This window comes from Priestia sp. JSM ZJ58 (genome assembly GCF_044383985.1).
In the GTDB taxonomy this organism is placed as follows: Bacteria; Bacillota; Bacilli; order Bacillales; family Bacillaceae_H; genus Priestia; species Priestia zanthoxyli.
The window spans coordinates 2,216,254-2,228,271 of record NZ_JBISEM010000001.1; the positions used below are offsets into that span (position 1 = coordinate 2,216,254).

Annotated in this window: 13 protein-coding genes; 8 read left to right on the top strand and 5 right to left on the bottom strand. The window is 37.8% G+C overall.

The genetic code is table 11. From position 1 onward, the window contains the following. Window positions 1–191 precede the first annotated feature (191 nt). Window positions 192–1,118 (top strand): manganese-dependent inorganic pyrophosphatase, encoded by a 927-nt coding sequence (locus ACH6EI_RS11825; protein WP_014459925.1) that lies wholly within the window; start codon window positions 192–194, stop codon window positions 1,116–1,118. 18 nt (window positions 1,119–1,136) lie between these two features. Here ACH6EI_RS11825 and ACH6EI_RS11830 read toward each other — a convergent pair whose 3' ends face one another. After that, window positions 1,137–2,081, bottom strand: coding sequence for an alpha/beta hydrolase (locus ACH6EI_RS11830; protein ID WP_394530709.1), 945 nt, complete (start codon window positions 2,079–2,081; stop codon window positions 1,137–1,139). Window positions 2,082–2,306: 225 nt separating this feature from the next. Between ACH6EI_RS11830 and ilvD the strand changes: the two genes are divergently transcribed. After that, complete coding sequence (gene ilvD / locus ACH6EI_RS11835) at window positions 2,307–3,983, top strand: dihydroxy-acid dehydratase (protein ID WP_013083330.1); 1,677 nt, start codon at window positions 2,307–2,309, stop codon at window positions 3,981–3,983. 67 nt (window positions 3,984–4,050) lie between these two features. Here the strand turns inward: ilvD and ACH6EI_RS11840 are convergent, their stop codons facing one another. Beyond that, window positions 4,051–4,479 carry a GNAT family N-acetyltransferase gene (locus tag ACH6EI_RS11840; protein WP_028413194.1) on the bottom strand — a complete coding sequence of 143 codons (429 nt, stop codon included), beginning with the start codon at window positions 4,477–4,479 and terminating at the stop codon, window positions 4,051–4,053. A gap of 295 nt (window positions 4,480–4,774) precedes the next feature. Between ACH6EI_RS11840 and ACH6EI_RS11845 the strand changes: the two genes are divergently transcribed. Continuing rightward, window positions 4,775–5,563 (top strand): DUF4240 domain-containing protein, encoded by a 789-nt coding sequence (locus ACH6EI_RS11845; RefSeq protein WP_028413195.1) that lies wholly within the window; start codon window positions 4,775–4,777, stop codon window positions 5,561–5,563. A gap of 46 nt (window positions 5,564–5,609) precedes the next feature. Here the strand turns inward: ACH6EI_RS11845 and ACH6EI_RS11850 are convergent, their stop codons facing one another. Next, entirely contained in the window at window positions 5,610–6,587 is a 978-nt protein-coding gene (locus tag ACH6EI_RS11850; protein ID WP_028413196.1) for a DMT family transporter, read from the bottom strand. A gap of 85 nt (window positions 6,588–6,672) precedes the next feature. Between ACH6EI_RS11850 and ACH6EI_RS11855 the strand changes: the two genes are divergently transcribed. Continuing rightward, window positions 6,673–7,230, top strand: coding sequence for a helix-turn-helix domain-containing protein (locus ACH6EI_RS11855; protein ID WP_028413197.1), 558 nt, complete (start codon window positions 6,673–6,675; stop codon window positions 7,228–7,230). A 44-nt stretch (window positions 7,231–7,274) separates the two neighbouring features. Here ACH6EI_RS11855 and ACH6EI_RS11860 read toward each other — a convergent pair whose 3' ends face one another. Next, entirely contained in the window at window positions 7,275–7,559 is a 285-nt protein-coding gene (locus tag ACH6EI_RS11860) for a hypothetical protein (RefSeq protein WP_014459932.1), read from the bottom strand. A 95-nt stretch (window positions 7,560–7,654) separates the two neighbouring features. Next, the gene (locus ACH6EI_RS11865; protein WP_013057201.1) at window positions 7,655–7,993 is read right to left on the bottom strand and encodes a hypothetical protein; all 339 of its coding nucleotides are present in this window, start codon (window positions 7,991–7,993) and stop codon (window positions 7,655–7,657) included. A gap of 341 nt (window positions 7,994–8,334) precedes the next feature. Between ACH6EI_RS11865 and ACH6EI_RS11870 the strand changes: the two genes are divergently transcribed. The 4 genes from ACH6EI_RS11870 (at window position 8,335) to ACH6EI_RS11885 (ending at window position 12,003) form a co-directional block, all read left to right on the top strand. Then, window positions 8,335–9,453, top strand: a complete 1,119-nt coding sequence (locus tag ACH6EI_RS11870; protein WP_028413198.1) for a GAF domain-containing sensor histidine kinase — start codon at window positions 8,335–8,337, stop codon at window positions 9,451–9,453. A 15-nt stretch (window positions 9,454–9,468) separates the two neighbouring features. Beyond that, window positions 9,469–10,107, top strand: coding sequence for a response regulator (locus ACH6EI_RS11875; protein WP_028413199.1), 639 nt, complete (start codon window positions 9,469–9,471; stop codon window positions 10,105–10,107). A 139-nt stretch (window positions 10,108–10,246) separates the two neighbouring features. Further along, the gene (locus ACH6EI_RS11880) at window positions 10,247–10,786 is read left to right on the top strand and encodes an NADPH-dependent FMN reductase (RefSeq protein ID WP_049164783.1); all 540 of its coding nucleotides are present in this window, start codon (window positions 10,247–10,249) and stop codon (window positions 10,784–10,786) included. Beyond that, entirely contained in the window at window positions 10,786–12,003 is a 1,218-nt protein-coding gene (locus tag ACH6EI_RS11885; RefSeq protein ID WP_099331048.1) for an MFS transporter, read from the top strand. Before ACH6EI_RS11880 ends, ACH6EI_RS11885 begins: the two co-directional genes overlap by 1 nt. Window positions 12,004–12,018: the final 15 nt, after the last annotated feature.

Sequence of the window (12,018 nt, forward strand, 5' to 3'; positions counted from 1 at the left end):
TATCGGAAATAGAGGTGTTTTTACTGTGAAAAAGATACAAAATGGCAAAATATCTGCGGATGAACATCATTTTTCGCAAAAAAATTAAAATAATGTAAAAGTTTATGTTAAAATGGCAATGTTGCGTGAACGAATTAACTAACTTTACGCAAGAATGCTATTTACATACGTAAGAAGGAGAGAGATTTAAGATGGCAAAGACGTTAATTTTTGGACATAAAAATCCTGACACAGATACAATCTGTTCTGCAATTGCATACGCTGATTTAAAGAATAAATTAGGTGTAGACGCTGAACCAATTCGATTAGGCGATATTAACGGTGAAACGCAATTCGCTCTTGAAAAGTTCAACGCTGAACTACCACGTTTCGTTGATGAAGTATCTAAAGAAACAAATGAAGTTATTTTAGTGGACCACAACGAACGCCAGCAAAGTGCAAACGATATTGATCAAGTTCGTGTGCTTGAAGTAATTGATCATCACCGTATTGCTAACTTCGAAACAGCAGATCCTTTATACTATCGTGCAGAGCCAGTTGGATGTACGGCAACGATCTTAAACAAGATGTATAAAGAAAACGGCGTAGAAATCGAACCTAACATCGCAGGTCTTATGCTATCAGCTATCATTTCTGATTCTTTATTATTCAAATCACCAACTTGCACAGACCAAGACGTTGCAGCTGCTAAAGAATTAGCGGAAATTGCAGGCGTAGATGCAGAAGAGTACGGATTAGCAATGCTAAAAGCTGGAGCTGACTTAGGTGATAAAACAGCTTCACAATTAATTTCATTAGATGCTAAAGAATTCAGCATGGGCACAAGCAAAGTTGAAATTGCACAAGTGAATGCAATTGACGTAAACGACGTTTTAGTGCGCAAAGTTGAATTGGAAGAAGCGATTACTAAAACAATCGAAGAAAAAGGATTACAATTATTCCTTTTAGTTGTTACAGATATTTTAAACAGCAACTCTACTGCATTAGCATTAGGTTCTGCTGCTTCAAAAGTAGAAGAAGCATACAACGTAACGCTTGAAAACAATACAGCTGTCTTAGAAGGCGTTGTATCACGTAAAAAACAAGTAGTACCTGTATTAACATCTGTATTTGCTTAATAAAAAAACGGTTCGTGTCTACACACGAACCGTTTTTTTGTCTATTTGCACGTTAAGCCAATTTAGTATATCTTCTATCACTTCATCTTTATTTAATTCATTCAGCAATTCATGACGGCACTCTTTAAAAAAACGGTAACTTACATCCTGTAATCCTGCCTTTTTAAAGTCGTTATATACTTTGACTACGCCTTTTGTATAGCTGCCTACTGGATCATGTTCTCCAGATACCAAATAAATAGGCAGGCTTGATGGAACTAGCTTTATATTAGCTAAGTTAGAGATTTGTTTGATTCCTGTTAGTAAGTCATAGAAAAACCCCGCTGTGAAAACCCCACCGCAATAAGGGTCATTTACATATAAATCTACAGCTTCATTATCTTGACTTAACCAATCAAAAGGTGTCCGAGCATGATGAAATGATTTATTGTATTGTCCAAAAGAGAGTTTATCAAGCAAAGGGCTAGGAGATCGTAACCCTTTTCTCTTTATCTCTATTTGCGCAGCTAATATACCGCCCTGCAGTGAAAGGGAAGGAATGCTGCCAGTACCTGAGAGTATCACACCATGAATGTGCTCTGTATCCAATTGAATATATCTTCTCGTTAGAAAAGACCCCATGCTGTGACCGAAAAGAAAGATCGGTAGGTCGGAGTGTTCCGTCGAAATGTGCTTAGTCAGAGCAATCATGTCGTAGACTACTGTATCAAAACCATTTTCTTCAGCAAAAAAACGCTTGTCTTCATCTTTTAAAGCTGTTTGACCGTGACCTCGGTGATCATTCCCATATACGATATATCCATGTTGCGTTAATACATTAGCAAAGTACTCGTAGCGTCCAATATGTTCGGCCATCCCATGGGCTATTTGGACAACGCCTTTTGCAGAATGGTTTTCAACATTCCATTTTTGTGCAAATATTTCTTTTTCTTGATGACCTCTGTAATAAAAGGATTGTTTCATGCTCAGCATCCACCTTCTGTTTTCCTGTAAAATAAGGGATATATGTATATATTATACTAATTTATGCAGGTGATTTTACTATTTTAAAATAAAAAATGATTATTTTGTCATAAACCTTTACAAACCTTTGTGTGATTTGTTAAATTAGTATTTATATTAAAAATTATTAAACAATTTAAAAAGATTTAGTTTTTAATAGGTTAGATGAATACGGAGGGAATTATTGTGGCAGAATTAAGAAGTAACATGATCAAAAAAGGATTCGACAGAGCACCACACCGCAGCCTACTGCGTGCAGCTGGTGTAAAAGAAGAGGATTTCGGCAAACCGTTTATTGCGGTTGTCAATTCATATATTGATATTGTACCAGGTCATGTTCACTTACAGGAGTTTGGTAAAATCGTAAAAGATGCGATTCGCGAAGCTGGTGGCGTACCTTTTGAAATGAACACTATCGGTGTAGATGACGGTATTGCGATGGGACATATCGGTATGCGTTATTCATTACCAAGTCGTGAAATCATTGCTGACTCAGTTGAAACGGTAGTATCTGCTCACTGGTTTGATGGAATGGTATGTATTCCAAACTGTGATAAAATCACGCCTGGGATGTTAATGGCTTCATTACGTCTGAATATTCCGACAGTTTTTGTTAGCGGCGGACCAATGAAGGCTGGCGTAACGAGCGACGGCCGTAAGATTTCTCTTTCTTCAGTATTTGAAGGCGTAGGAGCTCATCAAGCTGGTAAACTTGATGATAAAGGATTACTTGAATTAGAACAATTTGGCTGTCCGACATGCGGATCTTGTTCAGGAATGTTTACAGCGAACTCAATGAACTGCTTAGCTGAAGCGTTAGGACTTGCTTTACCTGGAAATGGTACAATCTTAGCAGTTGCTCCTGAACGTAGAGAATTTGTTAAAAAATCAGCTAAACAGCTTATGGAATTAATTAAATTAGATTTAAAACCACGTGATATCGTAACAGAAAAAGCAATCGACAACGCATTTGCTTTAGACATGGCGTTAGGTGGTTCTACAAATACAGTTCTTCATACGCTAGCTCTTGCAAATGAAGCTGAAATTGATTATCCGTTAGAACGCATTAATGAAGTAGCGGAACGCGTGCCTCACTTGGCAAAACTCGCTCCGGCTTCGGATGTATTTATTGAAGACTTACATGAAGCAGGAGGCGTATCTGCTGCTTTAAACGAGCTATCTAAAAAAGAAGGAGCTCTTCATTTAGATACGATGACGGTTACTGGAAAAACGCTAGGCGAAAACATTGCAGGATGCGATGTAAAAGATTATAACGTTATTCATCCAATCGATAAGCCGTTCACAGAAAAAGGCGGACTTGCTGTATTGTTTGGTAACTTAGCTCCAGACGGCGCGATCATTAAAACAGGCGGTGTTCAAGACGGCATTACTCGCCACGAAGGACCAGCAATTGTATTTGAGTCTCAAGACGAGGCGCTGCATGGTATTGCTAACGGAAAAGTAAAAGAAGGACATGTCGTAGTCATTCGTTATGAAGGACCAAAAGGCGGACCGGGAATGCCTGAAATGTTAGCTCCAACTTCTCAAATTATGGGAATGGGACTAGGTGCAAAAGTAGCACTATTAACAGACGGACGCTTCTCTGGCGCTTCACGTGGATTATCAATCGGCCACGCATCTCCAGAAGCTGCTGAAGGCGGACCGCTAGCATTTGTCGAAGATGGCGACCACATCGTGATTGACATTGAAGATCGTTCAATGAATGTTCAAGTTTCTCCAGATGTTTGGGCAGAACGAAAAGCAAACTGGAAAGGCTTTGAGCCAAAAGTGAAAAAAGGCTATCTTGCAAGATATTCTAAACTTGTAACTTCTGCAAGCACAGGCGGAATTATGAAAATCTAATAGCACAAAAAAGGCTCTCTACGGAGAGCCTTTTTCTTTACTAAAGCAACTGTGCAAAGAAGCCTTTTTAACACGTAAACTCTTTTTTCATAATAACGTGTGGAATACCGTCTTCCATAAAGACATCAGAAGCAGTCTTATACCCTAATTTATGATAAAAAGGTTCAGCTTGAACTTGACCGTGAAGCTTAGATTGAGTTAAGCCTTCTTTTTTCGCTGCTTCTTCTAAGCTGGTCACCACTTCTTTTCCGAGCCCGTATTTTCTAAATTCCTTTAATACGCATATTCGCTCTATTTTGGCGTAATCGTCTACTATGCGGAATCTGCCAGAAGCAGCTGGTTCGTTGTTATAATAAATTAACATATGTTTTGCCGTTTCCTCATGTTCATCAAATTCGTCTTCTAACGGCACTCCTTGTTCTTCAACAAACACTGTTTTACGTATATGGAATACTTCTTCAAGCTGCTCTTTTGTTGTAACATGCTTAATTTTCATTAAAATCCTTCCTTTTCTACGAATTTAGGCTTCTTTTTTGTATAATAAAAATACGTGATATAAAAAGAGTATAAAGGAAAAATAAAATGTTGTAAATGCAACAAAAAGCAACCAATGAACATTTTACACAAATTTGTGGTCATTACTCACTGTTTAAACGACCTCAGCAATAGTAAGATCAACTGAAACATGTTAAAAAAGCAAAGAAAATGGATTATGAAGCGCTGTGAATCTACATAAATTGTAAAAAGAGAACTATTCACAATAGTAGTGGGATGAAAAAGGGGAATGTATCATGCAAATAACCTTAGTGTATAAAGATGAGCAATCGAATAAATTTTGGAAAGTTGAAAGAAGAGACAGCAAGTTAATCATTCACTTTGGAAAAGTTGATACAGCCGGTCGCATGCAAGTGAAAGAGTTTGCTTCCGCAGAGGCTTGTGAAGCAGAAGCTGAAAAGCTGATTCGTGCAAAATTGAAGAAAGGATATAAGCCTTTAACTTGTTCGATGCAAGTAATGAAAGACAGCACGATGTCAGAGTCTCTCTTTTGGGAACTGATAAAAAAGGCGAAGACAAAATTAGATGTCGATGAGCAAATGGAATGGCTCCGCTCCACGCTAGCGAAGCGTTCTGAAAAGGACATTTTTCGCTTTGATCAGCTACTAAATCAGCATTTTGATCAATCCTATACTTCTTCATTGTGGGCAGCAGCTTATATTGTAATGGGCGGTTGTTCAGATGATTGTTTTGATTATTTTAGAGCGTGGCTTTTATATCAGGGAAAAGACATATATTATAAAGCGGTTGAATCTCCTGAGACGATGATTTCTGTACTTAAACCATTAGAAGCAGAAGGCTATGCTCCTCAATTAGAAGAATTACTTTCTGTAGCGTGTGAAGCTTACGAAGAAAAGACAGGTTTAGATAACGACTATTATTATGATAAATATGACCAGTTTGATCCAGTGTGGTACGATGAGCAAGAATTGGATCTTGATTGGGATGAAGATGATGAGGATGGTTTACAGATGCGATTCCCTGTGCTTTGGAGCCGCTATTGGAACAATCATCTCGAATATTAAAAAGAGGAGATGAAAACCTTTAAACAGATTTTCATCTCCTCTTTTTTTATTTTGATAGAGTACGTGACGGGGCGGCCGAAGACAGTTTTGTTTTTTTGTTTAGCATACTGTTCATAATCATTCCAATTACGATTATCGTCATACCAGCTAACGCAATCCCTGTTGGCATACGTCCATTTAATAAAAACACTTCGCCAAGCACGGTAAAAATCATGCTGCCTGATTGAGTTGCTTCAACCGCTCCAAGCAAACCTAAATTTTCTTTTGCCAAGTCTGTTGCGTAAAAGAACGTCATCGTAGCAATTACACCTGAACTCATTGCCAAGATGAAGGCTTGAGAAAATTGGGGAGAACTTGGGATACCTGTAGTAAAGAAGCCGTATATGGCGTAAATAATACTTAACGGAATACTTGCTAATGCCATTCCTAAAACGCGTTGAAACGTATCGAGCTTCCCGCTGCATATTTCCATCATTTTACGATTTCCAAGCGGGTATAAAAAAGCAGCGACAACCACAGGTAGAAACCCTAAGATAAACTGCATAGGCGTAATATTTTCTGCTTCTTTCACCTGCATAAGAATAACGCCTACTAAAATAAACGCTGAAACACTAAGCGTTTTTAGCGGGATTTTCCCTCTCACTTTTTTATATCCTTCCGCAGTTTGAACCTTTATAAAAAACAAGGGCGAAAGAAGAGCTCCTGCTAGAATGGTCACTTGCCACGTTCCCGCCACCAGCCACGATGGTCCGAAAAGCGAGGAAAAACTTAAGAGAGAATAAAAACCTACTCCTGCAAGTGTTCCCCAGCCAAGCCAAGCCCAAGGGTGTTTTTTCATTTCCTGCCATAGAGGCATAAATTTCTTTTGCAGCAGCACTAAAATGAGTAAAATAGGAATAGCGAATAAAAAGCGGAGGGATGCAGTCCATGCCCAACTCGTTCCAGATACATTCATTGCTCGGTTAACAATAAACGTAGCCGAAAAGAACATGGAAGATAATAGTCCCCATATTATTGCTTTCATTGTTTACCCTCCTTATTAAATATATTATAATATGTTAATCACTTAAAAAAGTTTATCATAATATACAAAAGAAAGGAAGGAAGAAATGCACACAGAAGAGATGATTAGAAAAGTAGGCAGTGAATTACGAAAAATCAGGGTGCAAAATCATTTGACTCTGGATGAACTAGCTGAAAAGACAGGAGTCAGTAAACTTACATTAGGAAAAATTGAAAGAGGAGAGACCAATCCCACTTTAGGGGTGATGTGGAAAATAACCACAGGTTTAAATATTCCTTTAACCAAATTAGTATCAGTGGAGCCTTCAGTATCCCTATCTAAGTGCGGAGAAGGATTTTCTCTCAAAGGGCCAGATGAAGCTTGGAAAATTGAATTTATGTTTCAAAACCAAATGGATTCGACGATTGAAATGTACCGAGCCTTTCTTGCGCCTCTCGCTACATACCGTCCTGAACCGCATCACAAAGGATTAATTGAAGTAGCAACGGTAATGGAAGGAAGAATCGAAATGAAAATAGAAGAAGAGCTATACGAGCTAAAACAATTTGACTCTATAAAATTTGAAGGAAGTCATGTACACTCATACAAAAATCTTGAAGAACGTCCCGCTGTTCTGCATTTACTGCTAAAATATGAGGAGTAAAACGGCAGAGCCGCAGTAAAACGAACCATAAAAAATGATTCGTTTTACTGCGGCTCTAATAGCTGTTTATTCATCAGCTTGTTTTGATAGCTAATATATTTTTTTACTCTAATGATAATTAAGGAATATTCTTCAATCAAACGGTGGATGGATTGAACCATACACTCTGGATAATGATGTTTCTTCTGTAAGTACCCTTTATACTTTCGAATTTGTCTTTCGAAATATAAAATAACTTGCTCAGGCGTTTTCACCAGTAAAGATTGCATGTATTCATCTACTTGCTTTTCGAGAAACGAATAGCGATTTGTGATAAAAAATGTCTTCATCTTATTTTCCTCCCTATATGTTAGTGGTACAAAAAAGAAACCCTTGTGCTAGGATTTCTTTTTTGCTTTTTATTTGAATCAGCTGTGCGCACCTTTTAGGCGCTGATACTTGAAATCGAAGACTGTCTATATTTTTTTATTTTGCATTTTATATATGTAGGCGTTTCGCCGAAGAGATTTGCTACATGTGCAATAGCTCCGTAATACGTTTTAGCATCCATCATTTCTTTATTTACAATATAGTCATACAGGGATGATTCGATATCATCAACAAAAGCTAAAATGTGACGCTTTTCGAATAGGAGTTGATAAAGTTCATTAATTAAGTATGGGCTTTGATCAAATTTGTCTTGAAGCTGCTCTACTCGGTACTTTGTCATAGGCACTTCACACAAGATAATGTATCGTAACTCTTCTAAAAATAATTTATTCATCTTTCTCACATCCCTATTCTGTTAATAATTATATAATAGCACTATGCCTTCATATTTGGAAGCGTTTTCAATGGATTAATTTTAATATTTTTTTCTTCTCATTTCCCTTCATTTTTTCTGTTCTTACTTGAATTATCTGTAGTATAGTTCGTTTTACGTAAAGACTCTAGCTAATTGTTAAACTACCTGACATACTTTTTGAAAATTTTATTATTGATGTTAAAAGGTCTTACATATCTAAGCGGAAATGCTTTAAAAATAACGTTCTGTGAGTCGGAACCAGCTTTAATTGTGATAAAATAAAAAATGGAAAATACATCATATAATATAGGAGAGAGGCTATGGAAAAAGATCATATTTCAGAGCTGAAGATTTTAAAAGACATTGCCGAGATTTTAAATGAAGGCACTAATTTACATACCATGCTTCACGATGCTCTTTTAAAACTGCTGCAAATCACAGATTTACAAACAGGATGGATCTTTTTTATTGATGAAAATGGAAAGCATGAGATGATTGCCGCTCAGCATTTGCCGCCAGCTTTATTAAATAAAACCGCTCAGCCTATGTGTAATGGAAGCTGCTGGTGTGTTGACCGGTATATGGATGGCCGGCTTCAAAAAGCGTCTAATATTATGGAGTGTAAGAGACTTGAAGATTCCGTCATTCATGAGTGGGGAGATACACATGACATTACTCATCATGCAACGGTTCCTTTACAAGCAGGGGATGAACGCTTTGGATTATTAAATGTAGCTGCCCCTCATAAAATTCATTTTGAACAGCGAGAGCTTGATTTATTAGGATCCGTCGCTCTTCAAATTGGCACGGCTATCAAGCGGATTAAGCTGACTCAATCTCAGCAGGAAGTAAAACTTATTGAAGAAAGAAACAGGCTGGCAAAAGATCTTCACGATTCTGTTAATCAGCTGTTGTTTTCAATTAATGTCACAGCCAAAGCCGGAAGCAGCTTAGCAAAAGATGTGCAGTTAAAAGAGACTTTTTCCTTAATCCAAGAAACCGCTCAGCATGCTCAAGTGGAAATGAAAGCTTTAATTTGGCAGCTTCGTCCTCAAGGATTAGAAAACGGCATTGTCAGTGCGTTAAAAAGCTATGGTCAAATGCTAGGGCTTAACGTAAAAGAACAAATTAAAGGAGTGTCCGTTTTGCCTGCTGTGATTGAAGAGACACTGTGGAGAGTCGGACAAGAAGCTTTTAATAATTGCCGAAAGCATGCGGGTACGGCAGAGGTACATCTAAACGTAAATATAAGCAAAGACCAAGTAATTATGAAAGTCCGGGATAGCGGCAATGGATTTATGTATAGCCCTTCAGCAGAATTGCCGACGCTTGGGCTAAAAACTATGCACGAGCGAATAAAAAGATTAAATGGAAAACTATCTGTTACAAGCAGCATAGGAAACGGAACGATTGTGGAAGTATCTATTCCTCTTTCATAACGGAAAGGAGCGCACATGAAAATAAAGATTTTAATTGCAGATGATCACCACGTTGTCCGAAAAGGACTTGTCTTTTTCTTACAAACGCAGCCTGATTTAGAAGTTGTAGGAGAAGCTTCTAACGGGGAAGAAGCTATAAAGTTAGCGACATCTCTAGAGCCTCATATTGTGTTAATGGATTTATCGATGCCGGTTCTCGATGGAATCGAAGCAACAAAAGAACTAAAAAAACAAGCACCGCATATACAAGTCATGATTCTAACAAGCTTTTCAGATCAAGATCACGTGATACCGGCATTAGAAGCAGGAGCTTCAGGCTATCAGCTAAAAGAAAGCGATCCAGATGAACTTGTAACGGCTATTCGAAAGCTAATGAATGGAGAAAATCAGCTTCATCCCAAAGTCACTACGCACTTGCTAACACGGTTAACCAAAAGCAGAGAAAAGAAAGTCAATTTTATTGATCACTTAACAAAACGAGAAAAAGACGTATTAAAAGAAATTGCAAAAGGCAAAAGCAACAAAGAAATTGGTGCTGCCTTACATATTACAGAAAAAACAGTAAAAACACATGTGTCTAATATTTTATCGAAGCTTGGGGTTCAAGACCGCACGCAAGCTGCTCTATATGCTGTTCAGCATGGAATTTCCTAACCTACGACTTTAGTTGTAGGTTTTTCTCTGTTCACCTCAGTCTATATTGGTAGCTTTCTTTCTATCAATAGCATGACGAAAAAAAGTTCAATCATCCCTATACTATACATATAACCAAACGACAGAGGGGTAGATAAATATGAATATACTTATTATTAACGGAAGTCCTAGAGAAACAGGCCGAACAACACAAGTAACGAGAGAACTTCACAAAAGCTATCAAAGTTCTTTTCTAGATTTAAGTCAATTATCACTTCCTATATTCACCGGTGAACCTCATCAGTATGAAATAGAAGAAGTGAAAGTGCTGACTGAAGCAATAGAAAAAGCGGATGGTATCTTACTTGCGACGCCTGAGTACCACGGCGCTATGAGCGGAGCATTAAAAAACGCGTTTGACTTTTTAAACAGTGCGTATTTTGCACATAAGCCCGTAGCACTTGTAGCCGTAGCAGGAGGAGGAAAAGGAGGTATCAATGCTTTAAACAACCTTAGAACCGTTACACGCGCTTTGTATGCGAATGTTCTATCTAAGCAGTTGGTATTAGACCCTGCAGACATCGTGGAAAAAGGAACTTTACGAAAAAACGCCGCTGACGGAATTCATGAATTAGTTAATGAGCTGACTCTGTATACACAAGTGTCTAAGCAAATTTTAGAAGCTAAGCAAAATGTTTGATGAAGGCGCTTTATAAGGACCGTCGCTTTCAAGCTGTAGTTGCTGCGAATGTTTTATCCTCTATTGGTTCTGGCATTACGATGCTTGCCATTCCTTTACTGTTAGTTGCATCTCCAGATGGAAATAAACTATTTGGCACGATTATGCTGATTATGACGGTGATTAGCTTTGTGGCTACTCCGTATATAGGTGTTCTTATTGATCGAATGTCACGAAAGAAAATGTTGTTAACCGTAGAATTGATAGGTTTTATCACGGTCATGCTATTTGTGATCGTTGGTTTTGTTACAGATTATTCAACGATTCACTACATCATTTTGTACGGAACCGGAAACCTTTACTACACGTTTTTTTATCCAACGATTTTTGCGTTAAATCAAGAAGTTTTTTCAAAAGATGTGTTTCAATCATTAAACAGTATTATGGAAATACAAGGCCAGCTATCGAGTATGCTGGCAGGGGCTGCAGCGAGTCTAGTCATTACCCGGTGGTCGCTTCAATGGATTTTAACAGTAGATGCAGCTACGTATATAGCTGCATTCCTTTTTCTATTGAGTATTCCATATAAACAAAGTAGTGAAAGAAGCGATAAAAAACACACTGCGATGAAAGAGGGATTAGCATTCATAAAAGAAAATCGCTCGGTATCTCTTTTTTTACTGCTTTCTTTTATGCCTTTCATTGCTGTGATGATGACGAACTATTTGTTTCCTATTTATCTGACTCAAGAATTGAACGCAAGTCCAGCAGCATACGGGATTGAAAGTGCTGTATATGGTTTCGGGGCGTTAACGGCAGGGATATTGATTGTATCTATTATGAAAAGAACAGGCACTGAACTAGCCATTATGCTTAATATAAGCCTTTTTGCACTTGGAATATCGATCATCTTCTTTATGAAGCTTCTGCCCGTTTACTTTTCTATTGTGTTTCTTCTTGCTTTTGCAAATGCAGGTACAAGAGTAGCTCGAAATACGTTTATGATGCAAAAAATACCGAATATTATCATGGGAAGAATCGACAGCTGTTTTCGCTTTATCACGTTAGGGATTCGTATTTTATTGATTTTCTTCTTTACGTACGTTACGGCTAATGATCGTATAGGACTTGCTTTTTTAGGGCTTAGCCTGTTTTTATTATCAACCGCCGGAGCAGGCTGGATACTTTACAAAAGAAAACAGCGAAAACAGTCTGCGCTGCTTAAGAGTGTTTTATAATGTCTGTTGCATGTT